21 protein-coding genes are annotated in these 25,870 nt (G+C 40.3%); 19 read left to right on the top strand and 2 right to left on the bottom strand.

Going from position 1 to position 25,870, the window contains the following annotated elements:
• Together ADJ60_RS09490 and ADJ60_RS09485 are read left to right on the top strand one after the other, a co-directional pair.
• Window positions 1–234 carry an acyl carrier protein gene (locus ADJ60_RS09490; RefSeq protein WP_000136449.1) on the top strand — a complete coding sequence of 78 codons (234 nt, stop codon included), beginning with the start codon at window positions 1–3 and terminating at the stop codon, window positions 232–234.
• A 603-nt stretch (window positions 235–837) separates the two neighbouring features.
• Complete coding sequence (locus tag ADJ60_RS09485) at window positions 838–2,019, top strand: N-acetylmuramoyl-L-alanine amidase family protein (protein WP_049544743.1); 1,182 nt, start codon at window positions 838–840, stop codon at window positions 2,017–2,019.
• A gap of 81 nt (window positions 2,020–2,100) precedes the next feature.
• On the opposite strand, the gene ADJ60_RS09480 is transcribed toward ADJ60_RS09485, so the two are convergent.
• Window positions 2,101–2,976: a helix-turn-helix domain-containing protein gene (locus ADJ60_RS09480; RefSeq protein ID WP_049544742.1), complete on the bottom strand. Its 876-nt coding sequence runs from the start codon at window positions 2,974–2,976 to the stop codon at window positions 2,101–2,103.
• 197 nt (window positions 2,977–3,173) lie between these two features.
• On the opposite strand from ADJ60_RS09480, the gene ADJ60_RS09475 reads away from it, so the two are divergent.
• From ADJ60_RS09475 to purH, 17 genes are all read left to right on the top strand, one after another.
• Entirely contained in the window at window positions 3,174–4,355 is a 1,182-nt protein-coding gene (locus ADJ60_RS09475) for an N-acetylmuramoyl-L-alanine amidase family protein (RefSeq protein ID WP_049544741.1), read from the top strand.
• Window positions 4,356–4,443: 88 nt separating this feature from the next.
• Complete coding sequence (locus tag ADJ60_RS09470; RefSeq protein WP_049544740.1) at window positions 4,444–5,622, top strand: N-acetylmuramoyl-L-alanine amidase family protein; 1,179 nt, start codon at window positions 4,444–4,446, stop codon at window positions 5,620–5,622.
• 732 nt (window positions 5,623–6,354) lie between these two features.
• Window positions 6,355–7,227 (top strand): GHKL domain-containing protein, encoded by an 873-nt coding sequence (locus ADJ60_RS09465; protein ID WP_239682363.1) that lies wholly within the window; start codon window positions 6,355–6,357, stop codon window positions 7,225–7,227.
• Window positions 7,224–7,955 (top strand): response regulator transcription factor, encoded by a 732-nt coding sequence (locus ADJ60_RS09460; protein WP_049544738.1) that lies wholly within the window; start codon window positions 7,224–7,226, stop codon window positions 7,953–7,955. The genes ADJ60_RS09465 and ADJ60_RS09460 overlap by 4 nt, the downstream gene beginning before the upstream one ends.
• A gap of 693 nt (window positions 7,956–8,648) precedes the next feature.
• The gene (locus ADJ60_RS09455) at window positions 8,649–8,837 is read left to right on the top strand and encodes a class IIb bacteriocin, lactobin A/cerein 7B family (RefSeq protein ID WP_000180826.1); all 189 of its coding nucleotides are present in this window, start codon (window positions 8,649–8,651) and stop codon (window positions 8,835–8,837) included.
• Between the two features lie 208 nt (window positions 8,838–9,045).
• Complete coding sequence (locus tag ADJ60_RS09450; RefSeq protein WP_033685275.1) at window positions 9,046–9,225, top strand: Blp family class II bacteriocin; 180 nt, start codon at window positions 9,046–9,048, stop codon at window positions 9,223–9,225.
• Window positions 9,226–9,796: 571 nt separating this feature from the next.
• Window positions 9,797–9,976: a hypothetical protein gene (locus tag ADJ60_RS11825; RefSeq protein ID WP_033685273.1), complete on the top strand. Its 180-nt coding sequence runs from the start codon at window positions 9,797–9,799 to the stop codon at window positions 9,974–9,976.
• Window positions 9,977–10,675: 699 nt separating this feature from the next.
• Entirely contained in the window at window positions 10,676–12,829 is a 2,154-nt protein-coding gene (gene comA / locus ADJ60_RS09430; protein ID WP_049544734.1) for a peptide cleavage/export ABC transporter ComA, read from the top strand.
• 12 nt (window positions 12,830–12,841) lie between these two features.
• A complete protein-coding gene (gene comB, locus ADJ60_RS09425; protein ID WP_049544732.1) occupies window positions 12,842–14,191 on the top strand; it encodes a competence pheromone export protein ComB in 1,350 nt (449 codons plus the stop codon).
• 169 nt (window positions 14,192–14,360) lie between these two features.
• On the top strand, window positions 14,361–15,068 hold the full coding sequence (purC, locus tag ADJ60_RS09420; protein ID WP_049544730.1) for a phosphoribosylaminoimidazolesuccinocarboxamide synthase: 708 nt from the start codon (window positions 14,361–14,363) through the stop codon (window positions 15,066–15,068).
• Window positions 15,069–15,078: 10 nt separating this feature from the next.
• On the top strand, window positions 15,079–15,213 hold the full coding sequence (locus tag ADJ60_RS11915) for a hypothetical protein (RefSeq protein ID WP_049544729.1): 135 nt from the start codon (window positions 15,079–15,081) through the stop codon (window positions 15,211–15,213).
• A gap of 54 nt (window positions 15,214–15,267) precedes the next feature.
• Complete coding sequence (locus ADJ60_RS09410) at window positions 15,268–18,993, top strand: phosphoribosylformylglycinamidine synthase (RefSeq protein WP_049544727.1); 3,726 nt, start codon at window positions 15,268–15,270, stop codon at window positions 18,991–18,993.
• Window positions 18,994–19,086: 93 nt separating this feature from the next.
• Window positions 19,087–20,529: an amidophosphoribosyltransferase gene (gene purF / locus ADJ60_RS09405; protein WP_049544726.1), complete on the top strand. Its 1,443-nt coding sequence runs from the start codon at window positions 19,087–19,089 to the stop codon at window positions 20,527–20,529.
• 217 nt (window positions 20,530–20,746) lie between these two features.
• Complete coding sequence (gene purM / locus ADJ60_RS09400; protein WP_049544725.1) at window positions 20,747–21,769, top strand: phosphoribosylformylglycinamidine cyclo-ligase; 1,023 nt, start codon at window positions 20,747–20,749, stop codon at window positions 21,767–21,769.
• A complete protein-coding gene (purN, locus tag ADJ60_RS09395) occupies window positions 21,766–22,317 on the top strand; it encodes a phosphoribosylglycinamide formyltransferase (protein ID WP_023947406.1) in 552 nt (183 codons plus the stop codon). Before purM ends, purN begins: the two co-directional genes overlap by 4 nt.
• A gap of 44 nt (window positions 22,318–22,361) precedes the next feature.
• Window positions 22,362–22,826 (top strand): GNAT family N-acetyltransferase, encoded by a 465-nt coding sequence (locus ADJ60_RS09390; protein ID WP_031237093.1) that lies wholly within the window; start codon window positions 22,362–22,364, stop codon window positions 22,824–22,826.
• 1 nt (window position 22,827) lies between these two features.
• Entirely contained in the window at window positions 22,828–24,375 is a 1,548-nt protein-coding gene (gene purH, locus ADJ60_RS09385) for a bifunctional phosphoribosylaminoimidazolecarboxamide formyltransferase/IMP cyclohydrolase (RefSeq protein ID WP_049544724.1), read from the top strand.
• A gap of 123 nt (window positions 24,376–24,498) precedes the next feature.
• Here the strand turns inward: purH and ADJ60_RS11275 are convergent.
• Window positions 24,499–25,847, bottom strand: a protein-coding gene (locus tag ADJ60_RS11275; protein ID WP_152907437.1) for an IS3 family transposase whose coding sequence is annotated in 2 segments (ribosomal slippage) — window positions 24,499–25,406 and window positions 25,406–25,847 — 1,350 coding nt in all. Because the reading frame shifts where the segments join, the coding sequence is not laid out codon by codon here.
• Between the last annotated feature and the right edge of the window lie 23 nt (window positions 25,848–25,870).

The raw sequence follows: 25,870 nt of genomic DNA, 5'->3' as shown, positions 1-25,870 counted from the left end.
ATGACAGAAAAAGAAATTTTTGACCGTATTGTGACCATTATCCAAGAGCGACAGGGAGAGGACTTTGTCGTGACAGAATCCTTGAGTCTGAAAGATGACTTGGATGCTGACTCCGTTGACTTGATGGAGTTTATCTTGACGCTGGAAGATGAATTTAGTATCGAAATCAGTGATGAGGAAATTGACCAACTGCAAAGTGTAGGAGATGTGGTTAAAATCATTCAAGGAAAATAGCAATCGGAGTTCCAAGGCACCTGCTTTGGAATTTTTTATTTGGCTTAATACTCTTCGAAAATCTCTTCAAACCACGTCAGCGTCGCCTTACTGGAGGTATGGTTACTGACTTCGTCAGTTCTATTTACAACCTCAAAGCCGTGCTTTGAGCAACCTGCGGCTATCTTCCTAGTTTGCTCGTTGATTTTCATTGAGTATAAGTGACCGTTTAGGAACAGATTTAGTCTTTCTAGGGACAGGAGAAATTTGAGGACAAATAAGGGATATAATGAAATCAGAAAAATCAATCTCCAAAAAGGAAATAAGAAATAAAGATCAAATGAAAATATCAATGAGTTTCTGCTAGAATGAAATTGTTAATATAGTCACAATTTTAATTGACTTTCCTTTTTTACAGGACTATAATGTAGATATAAAAAAGGATTTATTTTATAGTTGGGGGAAGGTGATGGCTATGTACTTTTGATAAACTAGTCTCTATCTTATGTTCTTGGAAATGTTAGGAGGTCTTATGGTTCAGGTTCATGAACCTGACATCTATTTTGCCTTCGTTTCTATTTGATTTTCTTACTTTGGATTTATCTATTTTAGGAGGAAATGGCTATGAAAAAATCTAAACTACTCACTCTTGGTTTGCTTGCAGGTGCTGGTCTACTATTGTCTATCAATCAAGCACAGGCTGCAGATACTTGGGTTAAAAATGGTGCTGACTGGAGTCTTTCTCAAGATGGCAGTTTCGCTAAGGATAAATGGGTGCAAAATGCTGGTTCTTGGTACCACTTTGACGGTTCTGGTAAAATGCAGACAGGCTGGCTCAAAGATGGTAACACCTGGTATTCACTAGCAGATAGTGGTGCTATGCGCACAGGCTGGTACAAGGAAGGTAACACCTGGTATTCACTAGCAGATAGTGGTGCTATGCGCACAGGTTGGTACAAAGAAGGGTCTACTTGGTACTACCTCAAAGACAGTGGCGCTATGGCAACAGGATGGGCGACTGCAAATGGTCAATGGTCTTACTTTGAAAAATCAGGTGCTATGGTAGCAGATAGAGCTGTTCCAGCAAGCGATGGGGAAAGTTATGTCATTGGTAAGGATGGTTATATGTTAACCAAACTCCCTAGTCAGGTTGAACAAGATCCTTTTGATGATACAGTTATTACAGATATCGTTACTTTGTCTGATGGCTATGACTATCACCTTGTTCATAAGAAAGATGGAGTTGTTATCGAAAAGAATGCCTGGTATATCAAACCTATTGATGAACGTTTTTCTTATCAAAAGATTGGCGATATAAAACGAAATACTTTAGATGCAATTACTGATAATAAAAAACCAGGGGAAGAAATTGATCCTAAAGCTGTCATAAAGAATTTCCAAAACTTACCAAATAAGTATTACTTTGGAGCAGATGGACGTAAGGTTGCGAATCTACCAGAATTCACTACTCACTTCCCTATTCAAAAAGTTGGGTCTGAACTTTATCTTAAAAACTCAAGTCCAGTTATTAGTCTAGACTCATCTGGATTGACAATTAATGACAATAAACTTTATCTAAGAGGTGCCAATGATCAACTTGTAACTGGATATTTTACAATGTTTATGGACGGATTATTATCTAAAGATCACCATATTTTGGGCTATGCAGATGAATCTGGTGAAATCGTGAAGATGAAAGTTTTGCCTAATGATCTCAGTGATCTTATTGAAAAGGGAATTTCAGGTTTTTATGGAGAAACTGTTAGATATGACAGTTCAACTGGGAATGTTTTTGTTGTGAAATAAACTATCTGACAGAGTAAAACGAAAAAGCGAACAGCTTTGTATACTAGGAAGTCATGTTCGCTTTTATTCATAAAGTAATAGTTACTGTTTGGTCTCTGTTTCAAAAAAATCTGCTTGATAATAATCACGAACTTCTCTTTTCATTTCTTCTAGTAATCGACTTTCATCTGTTGATTCGAGTAAGGATAATCCTTTATTAATCATAGTATGATCTTCATTAACAATTCCCAGACGTACTTGAGCTACACCTAATAAATCGTATCGTTTCAATATTTTTGCTAAATCAAGACATTCTTGAATTAAGCATAGACAGTCATCTTTCTTCCCTGCTTCAAGGTACATTCGTGTCATATTGGCTAGAATGGAGTAATGAATACTTTGAATTGGACGATAATCTGTGTATTTATTTAGAGATTTTACAAGTCTTTGACGTAGCATTTCTAGTGAATCAATAGGGAAATGGAAAATGATCATCACTAGCAATCGTAAATCTGAGAGGAACCACTGATCTCTTTTTTCCAATTCTTTCCATAACTCCTCAGCCAAGGCTTGAGCTTTATCGGAAAACTGATTTTCAATCACTTCTATAAAAATGGTTAGTTCTTTCACAGCATGTTCTATTGGGATATCATTCTGCACTTCATCTAGATAAATTTGACATTTTGATAGCAGTGTCTTCATTTCTTCTAGATTAGGTGAAGAAATGACTTGATAATATTCTGAAAATAATTTCTTACGAGAATCCATTTGGTAATGTTGACAAATATAATGAAATTCATCGAAATTCATATCAATTTGCCTCAAAAGCAACTCCATAGTATCATACTTAGGAGTAGAATGATTATTTTCAAACTTAGATAAGTTAGAATGAGTAATGTAGTCACCACAGACCTCATTTTGTGTAATCCCTTTTGACTTACGAATGTATTTATAAACTGAACCAATATCCCACCGCATATTTTTGCCTCCAAAAATGTTCCAAAAGTAGAAGTTTTAAGAAAATGTTTATATTTAGTATATCATAAAGGTGTGGGGTGGACAATGATGATAGAAAGAAGGTGTTGGTTGACTCTTAAGGATTATTAGGAGTTATGTAGAATGTTTATGATGGAAAAATATTTTTTGATAACTATTCAATAAAGGAGGAAATGGCTATGAAAAAATCTAAACTACTCACACTTGGTTTGCTTGCAGGTGCTGGTCTGCTATTGTCTATCAACCAAGCACAGGCTACAGATACTTGGGTTAAAAATGGTGCTGACTGGAATCTTTCACAAGATGGCAGTCTCGCTAAAAACAAATGGGTGCAAAATGCTGGCTCTTGGTACCACTTTGACGGTTCTGGTAAAATGCAGACAGGCTGGCTCAAAGATGGGAATACATGGTATTCGCTCGCAGGCAGTGGCGCTATGCGTACTGGCTGGTACAAGGAAGGTAGTACCTGGTACTCACTTACAAATAGTGGTGCTATGCGTACAGGTTGGTACAAAGAAGGGTCTACATGGTATTACCTCAAAGACAGTGGCGCTATGGCAACAGGATGGGCAACTGCAAATGGTCAATGGTCTTACTTTGAAAAATCAGGTGCAATGGTCGCAGACAGAGCTGTTCCAGCCAGTGATGGGGAAAGTTATGTCATTGGTAAGGATGGATATCTGTTAACCAAACTCCCAAGTCAGGTTGAACAAACTCAAGCGGATGATACAATTATCACAAATATTGTTACTTTGTCTGATGGGTATGATTATCATCTTATTCATAGAAAAGATGGAGTCATTGTTGAAAAAAATGCTTGGTACATAAAACCTGAATTTAAGAAGTTTTCTGATAAATATGGAGATAAAGTTTCCAATACGATGTTGGCTTTAGTAGATAATACGGAAGAAGGACAAGAAATTAATCCTAAAGCTGTCGTGAAAAATTTCCAAAACATACCAAACAGGTATTACTTTGGGGCAGATGGTCGTCGCGTAACAAATTTACCAGAAATGACCACCTATTCAGAGATTAAAAAAGTTGGAAATGATGTCTATCTAGAAAATCCGGGTGCACGACTTCTTCTTGGAGCTACCAGCTTCACAATCAATAATAATAAACTATACTATTTAGATGGTGCTAATGGCAAACTCAAAACAGGTTATTTTGCATTGATTGATGATAGACCAAGCTATCATCACTATCATATTCTTGTTTATGCAGACCAATCTGGTGAAATTCTTAAAATGAAACGATTGCCAACAGGAATTTCAGATTATCTTAATAAAGAAATTGACGGTTTCTACGGTCAAACTGTTAAAATCGATAGTAAGACAGGAAATGTTTCTGTTGTGAAATAAGACGTCTGACATAGTAAAACGAAAAAGCGAACAGCTTTGTTTACTAGGAAGTCATTTTCATTTCACTATAGAATAGGAGGAAATAACTATGAAAAAATCTAAACTATTCACTCTTGGTTTACTTGCCGGTGCTGGTCTACTTTTGTCTATCAATCAAGCACAGGCTGCAGATACTTGGGTTAAAAATGGTGCTGACTGGAATCTTTCACAAGATGGCAGTCTCGCTAAGGATAAATGGGTGCAAAATGCTGGTTCTTGGTACCATTTTGACGGTTCTGGTAAAATGCAGACAGGCTGGCTCAAAGACGGGAATACATGGTATTTCCTAGCAGATAGTGGGGCTATGCGTACTGGCTGGTACAAGGAAGGTAGCACATGGTATTCCCTAGCAGATAGTGGCGCCATGCGTACAGGTTGGTACAAAGAAGGGTCTACATGGTATTATCTTCGTTTTAGTGGTTCTATGCAGACAGGTTGGGAGTGCATAGATAATAATTGGTATTATTTCGAACAATCAGGTGCAATGGCCTCTGATAGAGTTGTAAATTCTAGTGATGGGACAGGCTATATTCTCAGCAAGGATGGCCATATGTTCACTTTACAAAATAGCCCTTATAAACATGGTGACATTGTTCGTTTAGGCGATGGATATGAATATCTGATTAAAGCAAAATTTGACGGAAATAACTTTACTGATGTTATCGTGGATAAAAACACTTGGTATATTAAACCTGAGTTCAAGAAGTTTTCCGACAAATATGGGGATGAGGTTGCAAATACTACCTTAGCTTTAGTGGATAATAAAGAAGAAGGACAAGAAATTGATCCTAAAGCTGTTATTCGTAATTTCCAAAATCTACCAGGTCGATATTACTTTGGAGCAGATGGTCGTAGAGTATTACCACTTCCAGAGATGACAACTAGATCAGAAATCAAAAAAGTTGGCAATGATCTTTATCTAGAAGACCCAGGTGTACGACTTCGATTTGATAACTTCACAATCAATAACAATAAACTATACTATTTAGATAATGGACAAGGTAAGCTCAAAACAGGTTACTTTGTACTGATTGATGATGGTATGGCTACAACCCACTATCATTTCCTTGTATATGCAGACCAATCTGGTGAGGTTCTTAAGATGAAACGCTTGCCATCAAGATTTTCAGATTATTTTGACAAAGAAATCGATGGTTTCTATGGTCAAAAAATTAAGATTACACAGCCAAATAAGTATGAATATTACAAGGTTCTTGTGGTAAAATAAATAGATAAGCAATCTTCACAACGAATATAAAATTAAAACGTGCAAATCATTTTCAAGAGGCTTTAGATTTCTTATATTTTAAAAGAAACTAAAGCCTTTTGTGGATTTATAAGGGGATAGAGAGGATATAAAATTATGAAAAGGAGTTTGTCATGAAAATGAAAAATACATTTGTAGAATTGGAACAATTTGAAGATATTTACAGTTGGTGATATCTATTCCCAAAGCAAAGCTAGTGTTTTGCTACTAATGGGTTAATTAAACGGATTTATGATTATTTTACTTGAATTTTTATTGTTTATATTGATTTTAATCAATATTTTAGCTCCTCCGATTTATTTAGGTAGTCAACTCTCTAAAGCATTTTATGACAAACGTTCTATATTTCTTTTGGTAGTTTTGAAGCTATTTACTACCTTCGTTTTTCCGAGTTTCTCGCATGTTGCCAATTTATTATTCTTTTATATAATATTTTGGATTGTGTTAAAGAAAAAGAAGAAAGAAGCTCTCTTTCTTGCCCTTTATCTATTTGTGTTTTATCAAAGTATTCGATATTTGGTTTTGACATTTATAATACGATTGATATTTGACTACTCTGAACTATCTGATTTTTTGCATAGTGGATTTAATTCTGTATTTAGTTTGATTTCGTTGTTTTTGTCTGTTGTCATTTTAAGACGATGGGGAATTGATTTCAATATATTATTTTTAGATAAATTTCAATCGTTAGTGATGAAAAGTATGTGGATTTTATCCTTATTGTTTGGTTTCAGACTTTTTTCATCCATTATGTCTGGGGGATGTAATCCTTTCTACGTTCGATTTGACACGACCATTTCTCTCTTAATTTTCATTCTCTTTTTCTCTTGGCTCTTTTACATCAAGCATTTGGAGCAGGTTTATCGTGATGAGCAGACCATTCAGAGACAGGAAGATGAAAATCGTTCCTTGCAAGGGATGGTGGATAAGCTGGGTCATCTCTATGATGAAGTTCGAGGTTTCCGTCATGATTTTGCAGGGATTGTCGCCAGCATGGAGCCTGCCATAGCGAATCAAGACATGGCTGAGGTGTCTACCATTTATCAAGATGTCTTTCTAAAGACAAATGAAAAGCTGAGAAAGGCAGATTACACAGCCTTTAATCTTCACAATATCCATGACATAGCCATTCGTAATACCTTGGCAAAAGCTATGATTGTGGCAGATAATCAGGGAATTCATTTTAGTTTGGAGACGGTGGGGGTTGTCGAAGAGCTGGCATTGCCGATGTTGGAGGCTATTCGGATCCTCTCTATCCTTACGACAAATGCCTTGGAAGCAGCCAGTGAGGCTGAAAATCCGCAGATTCGGGTTGCTTTGTTGGCAGGTGATAGAAGTGTCCGTTTTATCATTGAAAACACTCGTAAGAAAGAAGAACTGAATCCCAGCATTCTCAGTCAAAAGGGGTATTCGACCAAGGGTAACCACAGTGGACTGGGCTTAGCGACCTTGGAGGATATGGTTTTTCATTATGATTTAAACTTAGATACCCAGCTAGGAGAGACGACTTTTAGACAAGATTTAGAATTGCCATTTAAGGATGAGAAACGAGGGGGAGAGGAATGAGAATTTTAGTTTTGGAAGACGATAGAGTCCAGCAAGGACGGATAGAGCAGACTTTACTAGATATTGGTCGCTCTCGCAATTTAAGATTGGAAATTGATATTGCCAAAAACTATGGGGACGTTGAAAAGTATTCTCAGTATTTTGACCATTATCAGCTCTATTTATTAGATTTAGAGATTGATGGAGAGCGTGAACGGGGCTTTCAGGTTGCTCAACAGGTTCGGGAGCGAGATCCCTTTACAAGCATTGTCTTTGTGTCCACTCACTCGGAGGCCTTGCCTCTAGCTTTTCGCTATCACTTGTCTGCCTTAGATTTTATTTCCAAGGATCAGCCAGAGGAAGATTACCGTCATCAGTTGGAGCGCTGTCTGGACTATGTACTGGCAGTGGACAAGAGGGAAAATATGCGTCTCTTCACCTATAGTTTTGAGGGAAGACGTGGCTTTACTCTGCCCTACCATGAAATTTTAGCCTTTGAAACCACAGTGGAATCCCACCGTATCAAGGTTTATTATGCCAATCATTCTATCAAGACCATTTATGGCAGTCTCAAGGATATCGCTGCCAAGGCTGAAAAAGATTACTTTGTCTATGCCAATCGCAATACTTTAGTCAGTTTACAGGCAATTGAAGAGATGACTGCCACAGAAGTGACCTTGTTAGAAGGCTTGCATTTCCCCGTATCACGAACAGCCAGAAGAACCCTAAAAAAACATCTCAATGTCTAATATCTGTTAGACTTGGATGAGTTTATCAATAAGAATGTCGGAAAATTTTCTGATATTCTTATTTTTTTGACTTCTTTTTCGAATAGATAAGTAAGAGGAAAAAGGAAAGGAGCCTAGTTCATGTTTATATCAATGTTCTACCCATGGTTCACTGAGTTATTTTTTAAATAAAATTTAATTTAGTTGTGTATTTTCGAAATTTTTTTCGAATAGATAAGTAAGAGGAAAAAGAAAGGAGCATAGTTTATGTATCTACCGATTTTCTATCCATGGTTTATTAAATTATTTTTTAAATAGACTTTAATTTAGTTGTACATTTTCGAAATTTTTTTCGAATAGATAAGTAAGAGGAAAAGGAAAGGAGTATGGTTCATGTATCTACCAATTTTCTATTCATGGTATATTAAATTATTTTTGAAATAAAATTTGATTTAGTTGTTTATTTTCGAATTCTTTTTCGAATAGATAAGTGAGACGAAAAGGAAGGAGCCTACGCGATGTATTTACCAATCTTATTGCCATGGTTTATCAAATGGTATTTAAAATAAATGAAATTTACCTGTTCATTTTAAATCACTTCTCAAATAGATAAGTGAGACGAAAAGGAATTCAGTAATTTATCTATTCTGGTTTTTAAAATGGTTTAAGAGCCAGAAATCGTAAACTAAAAAATAGAAATAAAGGAGAAAAAAGATGACAAATTTTGACAAAATGGAACAGAACTTTGTAGCTCTTACAGAAGAAGAGTTGATGAATGTAGATGGGGGAATTGCACCACTAGTAGTTGCGTTTGGAGTAGCGGCGTTTAAAGGTTTTTCTGTAACAGGAGGGGCTATTATACTGGGAGCAGGTCTCTATCAAGTTGGTAAAAATCTGAAATAAGACTTTGAGTAAGTTTTATGAATAGAATATTAAAAAAAATATATATAGGATCTGCTTTAATATCTTACAGCATATTATTAATTTATTCTCTACTTAATTTAGAGAAGGTATCGTTGGGGATCTGTATTTTGTTAGTAGCATTGACATACTATATTAATAAAAAAGAAATATTTAAAGCAAAAGTGAATAAGAGCAAGGAGAACTTAAAATGAATATTTTAGTAAATGATAATCAGTTTACAGAAATGACAGAAAAAGAACTAGCAACAGTTGATGGAGGAGTACTTCCTGCAGCGGTAGTAGCAGTTCCAGTAGGAATCAAGGTTGCGGGGTATGTTGTCGGCAGCTTATCTGCTGCAGGGCTAGTTGCATGGGGTTACTTTAGATAAGACACTTTGGAGAAATCAATGAATTTTTCAAACGAATTTGCGGCTGTTATTATATCAGCTTCAGGGATAGTGGGTTTATTAGTAGGAGTCACTATTGGCTTGGCTAGTATTATTTAAAGGGATATAACATGCAAAATTTGAATCAATTTGAAATCGTAGAGCAAAGTGAATAAGTTGGAGCAGGTTTATTAATTGTTATCAAAGGATCATTACTTCCTGTAGGTGGAGCAGCTTTGGGGTATTATGCGAATAGACCATAATCTGATTGTAGTCAGAGAGGCATTTCTATGTTTTTAAAAAAAGAAGTGATATTACTAGGGGTATTGTTATCGATACGTATTATTTTTACTATCGTTCAAATTTTAATTGACTATAAAATATTATCTGGACAGTATAGTGTAAATTTTATGGATATTTCAGAAGTATTTACTTACCCAATACTCATTTTACTCATTTACATAGCAATAAAATATAATACAAAGGAGTAATGAAGAACATGAATCAAAAGGATTTTGTGTATATGAATGGTAGCGTTTTTCCGCCATTCTTGTCAGGTAATTAGGGGTTTCTTATGAAAACATTTTTATTAGGCTTTGCTGAAGGGTATTTTATCGTATCGCTCATAATCTACATCGCAACGTATTTGATTTTGAAAAATCCAATCAATACCCTATTTTATCCAGAAATTTACCCCGTTTTATTTGGGCTCTTTTATCTAGGATATAAGATCAATAAAAAGCGAGTAGAGTAAACAGTTAAGAATGACTTGTTAGTCTGCGCTGAAAATAGCTAGGCTAGAATCTAAGAATGCATCACATCGGAGTTTAATATGAAATTCGTTAAATCAGTATTGAAAGTTTTGCCTGAAATCATGGTATTACTTAGTTCAATGTCTTATATCATCATCAGATTAGTGGCTGACATAAATAAAGTATCTTTACCTACTTGGTTTGATAATTTTAATATACCCACGGTTGCATTATTTATGATGGTCTTCATTCTTTTATACAGAAGTAAAGAAAAAAAGAATAGATAGATTTGAAGCGGTAGACGCTCTATAGGGAATAGGTGTCTTATAGTAACGAATCAAAAAAAAGGAGTAACTATGAATCGTAATTTAGAACGGTGTTATCTATTCTGACTAGGAATAGATTATACCAGAGGTGGCTTAGAAATAGCAGGGACATTAGTAATTGAAGTAATGAATAGGATGTTGTAAATGTTACTACCAATGATTTATTTGTCCCAAGCTTGCCTAGGGTGTCAGTAAAAAATCACTTTCCTTTCATACCATATTTTTAGTAGGCAGGACATTTGTTCTGCCTATTTTTTTATCCCAAAAGTGCAGTTGGGAGGTAGATAGGCGCATTTGGGGAAGAAGTCCAGTTTTTGTTTGGGAATTGGGGTAAGATAGATATTATCAGATGAGTTTAGGAAAAAGGAGATGAATATGAAATTTGGGAAACGTCACTATCGTCCGCAGGTGGATCAGATGGACTGCGGTGTAGCTTCATTAGCCATGGTTTTTGGCTACTATGGTAGCTATTATTCTTTGGCTCACTTGCGAGAATTGGCCAAGACGACCATAGATGGGACGACGGCCTTGGGCTTGGTCAAGGTGGCAGAGGAGATTGGCTTTGAGACGCGAGCGATCAAGGCGGATATGACACTCTTTGACTTGCCAGATTTGACTTTTCCTTTTGTTGCCCATGTGCTTAAGGAAGGGAAATTGCTCCACTACTATGTGGTGACTGGGCAGGACAAGGACAGCATTCATATTGCCGATCCAGATCCTGGGGTGAAATTGACAAAACTGCCACGTGAGCGTTTTGCGGAAGAATGGACAGGAGTGACTCTGTTTATGGCACCTAGTCCAGACTACAAGCCTCATAAGGATCAAAAGAATGGTCTGCTCTCTTTTATTCCTATATTAGTGAAGCAGCGTGGCTTGATTGCTAATATCGTTTTGGCAACACTCTTGGCCACCTTGATTAACATTGTGGGTTCTTATTATCTGCAGTCTATCATTGATACCTATGTGCCAGATCAGATGCGTTCGACGCTTGGGATTATTTCTATTGGGTTGGTCATCGTCTATATCCTCCAGCAGATTTTGTCTTACGCTCAGGAGTATCTCTTACTTGTTTTGGGGCAACGTTTGTCGATTGACGTGATTTTGTCCTATATCAAGCATGTTTTTCACCTGCCTATGTCCTTTTTTGCGACACGCAGGACAGGGGAAATCGTGTCTCGCTTTACAGATGCTAACAGTATCATTGATGCGCTGGCTTCGACCATTCTTTCGATTTTTCTAGATGTGTCAACGGTTGTCATTATTTCTCTTGTTTTATTTTCACAAAATACTAATCTCTTTTTCATGACCTTATTGGCACTTCCTATCTACACAGTGATTATCTTTGCCTTTATGAAGCCTTTTGAAAAGATGAATCGGGACACCATGGAAGCCAATGCGGTTCTGTCTTCTTCTATCATTGAGGACATCAATGGTATTGAGACTATCAAGTCTTTGACCAGTGAAAGTTCACGCTACCAAAAGATTGACAAGGAATTTGTGGATTATCTGAAAAAATCCTTTACCTATAGTCGGGCAGAGAGTCAGCAAAAGGCTCTGAAAAAAGTTGCCCATCTCTTGCTCAATGTCGGCATTCTCTGGATGGGGGCTGTTCTGGTCATGGATGGCAAGATGAGTTTGGGGCAGTTGATTACCTATAATACCTTGCTGGTTTACTTTACCAATCCTTTGGAAAATATCATCAATCTGCAAACTAAGCTTCAGACAGCGCAGGTTGCCAATAACCGTCTGAATGAAGTTTATCTGGTAGCTTCTGAGTTTGAGGAGAAGAAAACAGTTGAGGATCTGAGCTTGATGAAGGGAGATATGACTTTCAAGCAGGTTTCCTACAAGTATGGCTATGGTCGAGATGTCTTGACAGATATCAATTTGACCATTCCCCAAGGCTCTAAGGTGGCTTTTGTGGGAATTTCAGGGTCAGGTAAGACGACCTTGGCCAAGATGATGGTTAATTTTTATGATCCAAGTCAGGGAGAGATTAGTCTGGGTGGTGTCAATCTCAATCAGATTGATAAAAAGGCCCTGCGTCAGTATATCAACTATCTGCCTCAACAGCCCTATGTCTTTAACGGAACGATTTTGGAGAATCTTCTTTTGGGAGCCAAGGAGGGGACGACTCAAGAGGATATCTTACGGGCGGTCGAGTTGGCAGAGATTCGGGAGGACATTGAGCGCATGCCACTGAATTACCAGACAGAATTGACTTCGGATGGGGCAGGGATCTCAGGTGGTCAACGTCAGAGAATTGCTCTGGCGCGTGCTCTCTTGACAGATGCGCCGGTCTTGATTTTGGATGAGGCAACTAGCAGTCTGGATATCTTGACTGAGAAGCGAATTGTCGATAATCTCATGGCTTTAGACAAGACCTTGATTTTCATTGCTCACCGCTTGACCATTGCTGAGCGGACAGAGAAGGTTGTTGTCTTGGATCAGGGCAAGATTGTTGAAGAAGGAAAGCATGCTGATTTGCTTGCACAGGGTGGCTTTTACGCCCATTTGGTGAATAGCTAGAAAGAGGAGAGGATGAAACCAGAATTTTTAGAAAGTGCGGAGTTTTATAATCGTCGTTACCATAATTTTTCCAGTCGGGTGATTGTACCCATGTCCCTTCTGCTTGTGTTTTTACTTGGCTTTGCAACTGTTGCAGAGAAGGAGATGAGTTTGTATACTAGAGCTACTATCGAGCCTAGTCGAATCCTTGCAAATATCCAGTCAACTAGCAACAATCGCATTCTTGTCAATCATTTGGAAGAAAATAAGCTGGTTAAAAAGGGAGAACTGTTGGTTCAATATCAAGAAGGGGCAGAGGGTGTCCAAGCGGAGGCCTATGCTAGTCAGTTGGACATGCTCAAGGATCAAAAAAAGCAATTGGAGTATTTGCAAAAGAGCCTGCAAGAAGGGGAGAACCACTTTCCAGAGGAGGATAAGTTTGGCTACCAAGCCACCTTTCGCGACTACCTCAACCAAGCAGGCAGTCTTAGGGCTAGTACATCGCAACAAAATGAGACCATCGCGTCCCAGAATGCAGCAGCTAGTCAAACCCAAGCCGAAATCGGCACCCTCATCAGTCAAACAGAGGCTAAAATTCGCGATTACCAGACAGCTAAGTCAGCTATTGAAACAGGTGCTTCCTTGGCCAGTCAGAATCTAGCCTACTCTCTCTACCAGTCCTACAAGTCTCAGGGCGAGGAAAATCCGCAATCTAAGGCACAAGCAGTTGCGCAGGTTGAAGCACAGCTCTCTCAGTTAGAATCTAGTCTTGCTACTTACCGTGTCCAGTATGCAGGTTCAGGTACCCAGCAAGCCTATGCGTCAGGTTTAAGCAGTCAATTGGAGTCTCTCAAATCACAACACTTGGCTAAGGTTGGTCAGGAATTGACCCTTCTAGACCAGAAAATTTTGGAGGCAGAATCGGGTAGGAAGGTACAGGGAAATCTTTTAGACAAGGGGAAAATTACGGCGAGTGAGGATGGGGTGCTTCATCTTAATCCTGAGACCAGTGATTCTACCATGGTAGCAGAAGGCGCCTTACTAGCCCAACTCTATCCGTCTTTGGAAAAAGAAGAGACAGCCAAACTCACAGCTTATCTAAGTTCAAAAGATGTAGCAAGAATCAAGGTTGGTGATTCTGTTCGCTATACGACGACTCATGATGCCAAGAATCAACTTTTCCTAGATTCTACTATTACAAGTATTGATGCGACAGCTACCAAGACTGAAAAAGGGAATTTCTTTAAAATCGAGGCAGAGACTAATCTAACTTCTGAGCAAGCTGAAAAACTTCGATATGGTGTGGAAGGTCGTCTGCAGATGATTACAGGTAAGAAAAGTTACCTGCGTTATTATTTGGATCATTTTTTGAACAAAGAGTAATGTTCGTGTTTTTAGAGTTAAATGATTTTAAAACTGTGAGAAAGATTCTTCTTGCGGTTTTTTCTTTATGATTTTTGAGGTTACTACGTTATTTATTCGGTTAAATTCTTGTAATTTTAGGCTTTTTATGGTAGAATGTGCTCAAGTAATACGAAAGGCGAACTTTAAAATGTCAAAACAATTGATCTATTCGGGAAAAGCTAAAGATATCTATACAACTGAGGATGAAAATCTTATTATTTCAACTTACAAGGACCAGGCGACTGCTTTCAATGGTGTCAAGAAGGAGCAGATTGCAGGTAAGGGAGTGTTGAATAATCAGATTTCATCTTTTATTTTTGAGAAATTAAATGCGGCTGGTGTGGCGACTCACTTTGTGGAGAAACTTTCAGACACGGAACAACTCAATAAAAAGGTTAAGATTATTCCTTTGGAAGTCGTGCTCCGCAACTATACTGCTGGTTCCTTTTCAAAACGTTTTGGTGTAGACGAAGGAATCGCATTTGAGACTCCGATTGTCGAATTTTACTACAAAAATGATGATTTGGATGATCCATTCATCAATGATGAGCATGTGAAATTCCTACAGATTGCGGATGACCAGCAGATTGCCTACTTGAAGGAAGAAACCCGTCGTATCAATGAACTTTTGAAAGTCTGGTTTGCTGAGATTGGCCTCAAGTTGATTGACTTTAAGCTAGAGTTCGGTTTTGACAAGGATGGCAAGATTATCTTAGCAGATGAATTTTCACCAGATAACTGCCGTTTGTGGGATGCGGATGGCAACCACATGGATAAGGATGTTTTCCGTAGGGGATTAGGAGAGCTAACAGACGTTTACGAAGTTGTCTGGGAGAAGCTGCAAGGTTTGAAATAATCTGTTTGCAATGGAAAACCTTCGTCTCTCAACTAAAAGGACTCAGGCTGAAAAGGTCCCCCAGACCTTTTCACTCCGTAGGGGATTGGGAGAACTAACAGACGTTTACGAGATTGTCTGGGAAAAGTTGCAAGAATTGAAATAACAACCTCAAGGTCGTTGGAACATTGTAAGAGCTGAAATAAAGGAATAAGGATTGATGGATAAACGTATTTTTGTTGAGAAAAAGGCTGATTTTCAGGTCAAGTCAGAGAGTTTGGTTAGAGAACTCCAGCATAACTTGGGATTGTCAACTTTGAAAAGTATTCGTATCGTGCAGGTTTATGATGTATTTGACTTGGCTGAGGACCTGTTTGCACCTGCAGAGAAACACATTTTCTCTGAGCAGGTGACAGACCATGTTTTGGACGAAGCGGCTGTGCAGGCGGATCTTACCAACTATGCTTTCTTTGCTACTGAAAGCCTGCCAGGGCAGTTTGACCAGCGTGCAGCTTCTTCGCAAGAAGCCTTGCTTTTGTTGGGAAGTTCGAGTGACGTGACAGTCAACACAGCCCAACTGTACTTAGTCAATAAAGATATTGATGCGACTGAGTTGGAAGCGGTCAAGAACTACCTGCTCAATCCAGTTGATTCTCGTTTCAAAGACATCACGACAGGGATTGCCAAGCAGGAATTTTCAGAGTCAGATAAGACCATTCCAAAATTGACTTTCTTTGAAAGCTATACAGCAGAAGACTTTGCTCGCTACAAGGCTGAGCAAGGGATGGCCATGGAAGTGGATGATTTGCTCTTTATCCAAGACTATTTCAAGTCAATCGAGCGCGTGCCGACGGAAACAGAACTCAAGGTTTTGGACACTTACTGGTCTGACCACTGCCGTCACACAACTTTTGAGACAGAGTTGAAACACATTGACTTCTCCGCATCGAAATTCCAAAAGCAATTGCAGGCGACCTATGACAAATATATTGCCATGCGTGAGGATTTGGGGCGTTCTGAAAAACCGCAAACCTTGATGGATATGGCGACTATTTTCGGTCGTTATGAGCGGGCTAATGGACGTTTGGACGATATGGAAGTGTCAGACGAAATCAATGCTTGCTCAGTCGAAATTGAAGTGGATGTTGATGGTGTGAAAGAGCCATGGCTCCTCATGTTCAAGAACGAAACCCACAACCACCCAACAGAGATTGAGCCATTTGGTGGGGCTGCTACCTGTATTGGTGGAGCCATTCGTGACCCATTGTCAGGTCGCTCATATGTCTACCAAGCTATGCGTATCTCAGGTGCGGGTGATATTACCGCACCGATTTCAGAAACTCGCGCTGGGAAATTGCCACAACAAGTCATTTCTAAAACAGCGGCTCATGGTTATTCTTCATATGGTAACCAGATTGGGCTTGCAACGACCTACGTTCGTGAGTATTTCCACCCAGGCTTTGTAGCTAAACGCATGGAGCTAGGTGCTGTTGTCGGAGCGGCTCCTAAGAGCAATGTTGTCCGTGAAAAACCGGAAGCGGGTGATGTGATTATTCTTCTTGGAGGTAAGACTGGACGTGATGGTGTCGGTGGTGCGACAGGCTCTTCTAAAGTTCAAACAGTTGAGTCTGTAGAGACTGCTGGTGCTGAGGTTCAAAAAGGGAATGCCATCGAAGAACGCAAGATTCAACGTCTGTTCCGTAATGGCGATGTCACTCGTCTTATCAAGAAGTCTAATGACTTTGGTGCTGGTGGTGTCTGTGTAGCCATCGGTGAATTGGCTGATGGACTTGAAATCGACCTTAACAAAGTGCCTCTTAAATACCAAGGCTTGAATGGTACCGAAATTGCCATCTCTGAATCTCAAGAACGGATGGCGGTCGTGGTTCGTCCTGAGGATGTAGATGCCTTCGTTGTTGAATGTAACAAAGAAAATATTGATGCTGTTGTGGTTGCGACAGTGACGGAAAAACCAAATCTAGTCATGCACTGGAATGGTGAAACAATTGTCGACTTAGAACGTCGTTTCCTTGATACCAATGGTGTGCGCGTGGTCGTTGATGCAAAGGTGGTGGACAAGGATGTCAAGCTTCCAGAAGAACGTCAAACATCTGCTGACACACTTGAAGCAGATACCCTTACGGTTCTATCTGACCTCAACCATGCGAGTCAAAAAGGATTACAGACTATCTTTGACTGCTCTGTTGGACGCTCAACGGTCAATCACCCACTTGGTGGTCGTCACCAACTCACACCAACTGAGGCATCTGTGCAGAAATTACCAGTTCAACACGGTGTGACTCATACTGCGTCAGTCATGGCTCAAGGATTCAACCCATATGTAGCTGAATGGTCTCCATACCACGGTGCTGCCTATGCGGTGATCGAAGCAACTGCTCGTTTGGTTGCTGCTGGTGCAAACTGGTCTAAGGCTCGTTTCTCTTACCAAGAGTATTTCGAGCGCATGGATAAACAAGCTGAGCGTTTTGGTCAGCCAGTAGCAGCTCTCCTAGGCTCTATCGAAGCTCAGATTCAGCTTGGCTTGCCATCTATCGGTGGTAAGGACTCCATGTCTGGTACCTTTGAAGAATTGACGGTGCCACCAACCTTGGTTGCCTTTGGTGTGACAACAGCAGATAGCCGTAAGGTGCTTTCTCCCGAGTTCAAGACTGCTGGGGAAAATATTTATTACATTCCAGGTCAAGCATTGGCTCAAGAGATTGACTTCGATCTTATCAAATCTAACTTCGCTCAATTTGAAGCCCTTCAAAAGGCTTACAAAGTAACATCTGCATCAGCTGTTAAATACGGTGGTGTCGTTGAAAGCTTGGCTCTTGCTACCTTTGGAAATCATATCGGTGCAGAAGTAACCTTGCCTGAACTTAAAACAGCTTTGACAGCTCAATTAGGCGGATTTATCTTCACATCACCTGAAGAAATCGCTGGAGTAGAGAAGATTGGTCAAACGAAAGTAGACTTTACACTGACTGTAAACGGTGTGAAGCTAGATGGACACAAGCTTGACAGTGCCTTCCAAGGAAAACTGGAAGAAGTTTATCCAACAGAGTTTGCCCAAGCGAAAGAGCTGGAAGAAGTTCCAGCTGTCGCTTCTGACGTAATCATCCAAGCTAAAGAAACAGTTGAAAAACCTGTAGTTTACATTCCAGTCTTCCCAGGCACCAACTCAGAATATGATTCAGCCAAGGCATTCGAAAAAGAAGGTGCAGAGGTTAACTTGGTGCCATTTGTGACCTTGAATGAAGAAGCCATTGTCAAGTCAGTTGAAACTATGGTTGACAATATCGGCAAGGCTAACATCCTCTTCTTTGCAGGTGGATTCTCAGCTGCGGACGAACCAGATGGATCAGCCAAGTTTATCGTCAACATCCTGCTCAATGAAAAAGTGCGTGCAGCTATTGATAGCTTTATCGCCCGTGGTGGTTTAATTATCGGTATCTGTAATGGATTCCAGGCCTTGGTCAAATCAGGTCTTCTTCCATACGGAAACTTTGAAGATGCCAGCAGTACGAGCCCAACCCTCTTCTACAATGATGCCAACCAACACGTGGCCAAGATGGTGGAAACTCGCATTGCCAATACCAACTCGCCGTGGTTGACTGGGGTGCAAGTGGGTAATATTCATGCTATCCCAGTATCGCATGGTGAAGGGAAGTTTGTTGTGACGGCTGAAGAATTTGCAGAGCTTCGTGCCAATGGTCAAATCTTTAGCCAATACGTTGATTTTGAAGGCAAACCAAGTATGGATTCTAAGTACAATCCGAATGGTTCTATCCATGCCATCGAAGGAATTACCAGCAAGAACGGCCAAATCATTGGTAAAATGGGACACTCAGAACGTTATGAAGACGGTCTTTTCCAAAATATCCCAGGAAATAAAGACCAGCACCTGTTTGCGTCGGCGGTTAAATACTTTACTGGAAAATAAGACTTGCAGATGTTTTAATAGATAGTATCAGTAATGTAAAAGTCATGTAGATTTAGCTCTTGGTGCTACACAAATAAAAATTAGGTATATAAAATGACATACGAAGTAAAATCTCTTAATGAAGAATGCGGTGTTTTCGGTATCTGGGGACATCCAGATGCTGCTAAATTGACCTATTTTGGTCTCCATAGTCTTCAGCACCGTGGTCAAGAGGGGGCAGGAATCCTTTCCAATGACCAAGGGAAATTAAAGCGGCATCGCGATATGGGTCTTCTATCAGAAGTCTTCAGAAACCCTGCTAACTTAGATAAATTGACGGGGACTGGTGCGATTGGGCATGTGCGTTACGCGACTGCTGGCGAAGCTTCTGTAGATAATATCCAGCCTTTCCTTTTTCGTTTTCACGATATGCAGTTTGGTTTGGCTCATAATGGAAATCTGACCAATGCAGCCTCTCTCAAGAAAGAACTAGAACAAAGAGGAGCGATTTTCAGCGCGACTTCGGACTCGGAAATCTTGGCCCACCTCATTCGTCGCAGTCATAATCCTAGCCTGATGGGCAAAATCAAGGAGGCGCTCAGTCTAGTTAAAGGTGGCTTTGCCTATATCTTGCTGTTTGAAGATAAGTTAATTGCTGCTCTTGACCCCAATGGTTTCCGTCCGCTTTCTATCGGGAAAATGGCCAACGGAGCAGTGGTTGTTTCATCTGAAACCTGTGCTTTTGAGGTTATTGGTGCTGAATGGATTCGTGATTTGAAGCCAGGTGAGATTGTGATCATTGATGACAAGGGAATCCAGTATGATAGCTATACAGATGATACCCAGTTAGCAATCTGTTCTATGGAGTATATCTATTTTGCTCGCCCTGATTCTAACATTCATGGTGTCAATGTTCATACGGCACGTAAACGTATGGGTGCTCAATTGGCGCGTGAATTCAAGCATGAGGCGGATATCGTGGTCGGTGTGCCCAATTCTTCCCTCAGCGCGGCTATGGGATTTTCTGAAGAGTCCGGGCTACCAAATGAAATGGGCCTCATCAAGAACCAATACACCCAACGTACCTTTATCCAACCGACTCAAGAATTACGGGAGCAAGGGGTGCGGATGAAACTCTCTGCTGTTTCAGGCGTTGTAAAAGGCAAGCGTGTGGTTATGATTGATGACTCTATTGTACGTGGAACAACCTCTCGTCGGATCGTTCAACTCTTGAAAGAAGCGGGTGCGACTGAGGTTCACGTTGCCATTGGTAGTCCAGCGCTAGCTTATCCATGCTTCTACGGGATTGATATCCAGACCCGTCAGGAGCTGATTGCGGCCAATCATACGGTCGAAGAAACTCGTCAAATCATTGGAGCGGACAGTCTGACATACCTTTCTGTTGAAGGTTTGATTGAGTCGATTGGGATTGAAACAGATGCGCCAAATGGCGGTCTCTGTGTCGCTTACTTTGACGGTGACTACCCAACACCTCTCTATGACTATGAAGAAGATTATCGTAGAAGTTTGGAAGAAAAGACCAGTTTTTACAAATAGATGACAGATTTTCCATTAAAAAAAAGTAACAAATAGATGACAAATAAGAATGCTTATGCCCCACGTCTCACTACTGACTAAAAGCTAAAGCATTTGTCAGTAGACGCTTTCTCCTATGGGACCAAAGCTAGAGACCTGACTAGTATTTTTAGATAAAATAATTGTTTATCTAAAAATATGTCGCAGTCTTTCCCAAAAAAAGAAAAGGAAAAATAAAATGGCAAATAAAAATGCGTACGCTCAATCTGGTGTGGATGTTGAAGCGGGTTATGAAGTTGTTGAACGGATTAAAAAGCACGTGGCTCGTACGGAGCGTGCAGGTGTCATGGGAGCTCTGGGTGGCTTTGGTGGTATGTTTGACCTTTCAAAGACTGGGGTTAAAGAACCCGTCTTGATTTCAGGAACTGATGGTGTCGGAACCAAGCTCATGCTGGCTATCAAGTACGACAAGCACGATACCATCGGTCAGGACTGTGTAGCCATGTGTGTCAATGATATCATCGCTGCGGGTGCGGAACCCCTCTATTTCCTCGACTATGTGGCAACTGGCAAGAATGAACCAGCTAAGCTAGAACAAGTGGTTGCTGGTGTAGCAGAAGGTTGTGTGCAGGCTGGAGCAGCCCTCATCGGTGGGGAAACGGCTGAAATGCCTGGCATGTACGGCGAAGATGACTATGACTTGGCTGGTTTTGCGGTCGGTGTGGCTGAAAAATCTCAAATCATTGACGGTTCAAAGGTGGCAGAAGGAGATATTCTTCTCGGACTTGCTTCAAGTGGGATTCATTCCAATGGTTACTCTCTTGTCCGTCGTGTCTTTGCGGATTACACAGGTGAGGAAATCTTGCCAGAATTGGAAGGCAAGCAACTCAAGGAAGTTCTTCTTGAGCCAACTCGTATCTATGTCAAGGTTGTCTTACCACTCATAAAGGAAGGGTTGGTCAACGGCATTGCCCATATCACAGGTGGTGGCTTTATCGAAAATGTCCCTCGTATGTTTGCGGATGACCTAGCTGCTGAAATTGATGAAAGCAAAGTTCCAGTGCTTCCGATTTTCAAAGCCCTTGAGAAATACGGTCAGATCAAACACGAAGAAATGTTTGAAATCTTCAATATGGGTGTGGGACTTATGCTAGCAGTTAGCCCTGAAAATGTAAGTCGTATCAAGGAATTGTTGGATGAACCAGTCTATGAAATTGGTCGTATCGTCAAGAAAGAAAACGAAAGTGTCATCATCAAATGAAAAAAATAGCGGTTTTTGCCTCTGGTAATGGCTCAAATTTTCAGGTGATAGCGGAACAATTTCCAGTAGAGTTTGTCTTTTCAGATCATCGTGACGCCTATGTGCTCGAACGTGCAGACAAGCTCGGCGTTCTGTCCTATGCTTTTGAACTCAAGGAGTTTGACAACAAGGCAGACTACGAAGCAGCCCTTGTCGAACTCTTGGAAGAGCACCAGATTGACTGGGTTTGTCTAGCAGGCTACATGAAAATTGTTGGGCCTACTTTACTAGCAGCTTATGAAGGTCGGATTATCAACATTCATCCAGCCTACTTGCCAGAATTTCCAGGAGCTCATGGGATTGAGGATGCTTGGAATGCTGACGTGGATCAGTCTGGTGTGACCATTCACTGGGTGGATTCGGGTGTGGATACAGGAAAGGTTATCAAACAAGTGCGTGTGCCACGGCTGGCTGATGATACGATTGAAAGTTTTGAAACTCGGATTCATGAGGCAGAGTACAAGTTGTATCCAGAGGTTCTGGATAGCTTGGGAGTTGCACGAAAATAAGATCGAAGTCAAGTTTTGATTGCGCAATCTTGCTGGGAGAAAAAATGATTGAACTGAAATTAGTAGATGAGAGCAGTTTTCAGGCAGTGCTGGATTTGAAAATATCTGAAGCTGATAAACGAGCACGTTTCGTGGCTCCAAATGTACGCTCTTTAGCTGATGCATGGCTCTACCGGAAAAACGAAGATGTGTTTCCGATGGCGATCTATTGGGATAAGCAAGTGGTTGGCTTTCTCCTGCTGGAAATAGACAAGGATGAAGCGGAATACTTTATCTGGCGGATAATGATTGGCCAACAGTACCAAGGAAGAGGTTATGGACGAAAAGCTGTGGAAGTTCTGATCAAAAAGGCTCAGATGGATAGCACTTGCAATCATATTATCGCAGATTATGTGGTTGGAAATGAAAAAATGAAGCACCTGTTGACTAGTTTGGGTTTTCAGGAAACAGGATTTATAGAAGAAAATAACGAAGTCGCTATGCGCTTGGACCTAAAGAAAGAGGAATAGAATGACGAAAAAAGCTTTAATCAGCGTCTCAGATAAAGCGGGCATTGTTGAATTTGCCCAAGAACTCAAAAAACTTGGTTGGGAGATTATCTCGACAGGTGGGACCAAGGTTGCCCTTGATAATGCTGGGGTGAAGACCATTGCCATCGATGATGTGACTGGTTTTCCAGAGATGATGGATGGCCGTGTCAAGACCCTTCATCCAAATATCCACGGGGGACTTTTGGCTCGTCGTGACTTGGATAGTCACTTGGAAGCAGCTAAGGAGAACCAGATTGAGCTCATTGATCTTGTTGTGGTAAACCTTTACCCATTTAAGGAAACCATCCTCAAACCAGACGTGATTTACGCTGATGCGGTGGAGAATATCGATATCGGCGGGCCATCTATGCTTCGTTCAGCAGCGAAAAATCATGCCAGTGTTACAGTTGTGGTAGATCCTGCTGACTACGCTGTGGTTTTGGACGAGTTGTCAGCCAATGGTGAAACGACTTATGAAACTCGCCAACGTTTGGCAGCCAAGGTTTTCCGTCATACAGCGGCTTATGACGCCTTGATTGCAGAGTATTTCACAGCTCAAGTGGGGGAAAGCAAACCTGAAAAGCTCACTTTGACCTATGACCTCAAACAAGCTATGCGTTACGGTGAGAACCCTCAACAAGACGCGGACTTCTACCAAAAAGCCTTGCCGACTGACTACTCGATTGCTTCAGCGAAACAGCTCAACGGGAAAGAATTATCATTCAATAACATCCGTGATGCTGACGCTGCTATCCGTATCATCCGTGACTTCAAAGACCGTCCAACCGTTGTGGCTCTCAAACACATGAACCCATGTGGAATCGGTCAGGCTGATGACATCAAGACTGCTTGGGACTACGCTTATGAGTCTGACCCAGTGTCTATCTTTGGTGGTATCGTTGTTCTTAACCGTGAGGTGGATGCTGCGACAGCCGAGAAGATGCATGGTGTTTTCCTTGAAATCATCATCGCACCAAGTTATACGGATGAAGCGCTAGCCATTTTGACCAACAAAAAGAAAAACTTGCGTATCCTTGCCTTGCCATTTGATGCTCAAGAGGCTAGCGAAGTGGAAGCAGAATACACAGGTGTAGTTGGTGGACTTCTGGTGCAAAACCAAGATGTGGTCAAGGAAAGCCCAGCCGATTGGCAAGTGGTGACCAAACGCCAACCAACTGAGACAGAAGCGACAGCTCTTGAGTTTGCTTGGAAGGCTATCAAGTATGTCAAATCAAACGGTATCATCGTGACCAACGACCATATGACACTTGGTGTTGGCCCAGGTCAAACTAACCGTGTGGCTTCTGTTCGTATTGCCATTGACCAAGCTAAAGACCGTCTTGACGGCGCTGTGCTTGCTTCCGATGCCTTCTTCCCATTTGCGGATAACGTGGAAGAAATCGCCAAAGCAGGCATTAAAGCTATTATTCAACCTGGAGGATCAGTCCGTGACCAAGAATCTATCGAAGCGGCTGACAAATACGGCTTGACCATGATCTTCACAGGCGTAAGACATTTTAGACATTAAGATTTTATTCATTTTCCGTTAAATTTATTTTATCGTATACCAGTATTAATGATAAAAATTTTTAAAATATAGAAAAAGCACTCAAATCAAAGTGTACTGACCCCAAAAAGTTAGACAATTAATTTATCCGAAGGATTTAGTTCTGTATTGCACAGGACTGAGTCCTTTTAGTTTTACCTTAATTCGTTTATTGTTGTAGTAATCAATATAGTCTACAATGGCTTGTTCCAATTGGTTGAGCGACTCAAATGACTTCTCATAACCATAAAACATCTCCGATTTCAGAATACCAAAGAAAGATTCCATCATGCCGTTGTCTGGGCTGTTACCTTTACGTGACATGGATGCTTGAATTCCCTTACCCTCTAGAAACTGATGATAAGAATCGTGTTGATATTGCCAGCCTTGGTCACTATGGAGAATCGTATTCTCGTAGCGCTTCTCTGTGAATGCTTGTTCCAACATTGTTTTTACTTGTTCTAAGTTGGGTGAAGTTGAAAGATTATAGGCGATAATTTCGCTATTAAAGCCATCTAAAACTGGTGATAAGTAAAGCTTTTGAGCGCTTGCTGGAATGGCAAATTCTGTCACGTCCGTATAACACTTTTCCATTGGTTTAGCTGCTTCAAATTGGCGTTGAATAAGGTTGTCTGCTTTCTTGCCAACATCTCCTTTATGAGAAGAATACTTGCGTTTCTTGCGGATTCTAGCTTGTAAATTGAGCACTTTCATCAAGCGTTGAACTCTTTTATGATTGACCACATAACCACGATTTCTTAATTCTAAATGGATTCGACGATAGCCGTAATTTCCTTTTTGTTCGGTAAAAATAGCTTGAATTTCAGCTTTAAGCTTTTGATCCTTATCTGGTTTGTCTAGCTGTTTCAAATGATAGTAGTAGGTCGAACGAGCGAGTTTAATGGTTTTTAGAAGAATATCTAACGAAAAATCAGTGATTAATTCTTGAACAATTTCTGTCTTTCTTCTTTCTCTTTTTCCTCCTTCAAGCGGAGTTCTCTCAACTTTTTTAGGACAGCATTCTCCGCTCTCAGATACTCGTTTTCTGCTTGAAGTCGTTCTAACTCTGTCATCTCTTCGGGTTTCTTCTTTGGTTTACGTCCCATTTTAGGTACTCTCCCTCTTGTTTTCTCAACAATAGTATACCCGTTTTTCTTGTATTGTGCCATCCAATTTGGAAGCATACCACGATTTGGGAGAGCATATTCGAGAGAAACTCTATCTTGAGACCAGTTTTCATGTAGGACTTTATCAATCATTTCTTGTTTTAATTCAGGAGAATAGTAACGATTTTTTTCTTTTTTGACGAACTCTATTCCATAACGATCAATCAATTTAATCATGTACCTAATATTAGAATTGTTTATCCCAAATTTATTTGAAAGCTTCTCTAAGCTATATCCTTGTTTTCTAAGTTCATAGATCTGAACTTTATCATCATAAGTTAATTTCATAATAAAAACACCCCAAAAGTTAG

Source organism: Streptococcus pseudopneumoniae, assembly GCF_001076775.1.
Classification (GTDB): Bacteria; Bacillota; Bacilli; order Lactobacillales; family Streptococcaceae; genus Streptococcus; species Streptococcus pseudopneumoniae_G.
This window is presented reverse-complemented; position numbering and strand designations above follow the sequence as displayed.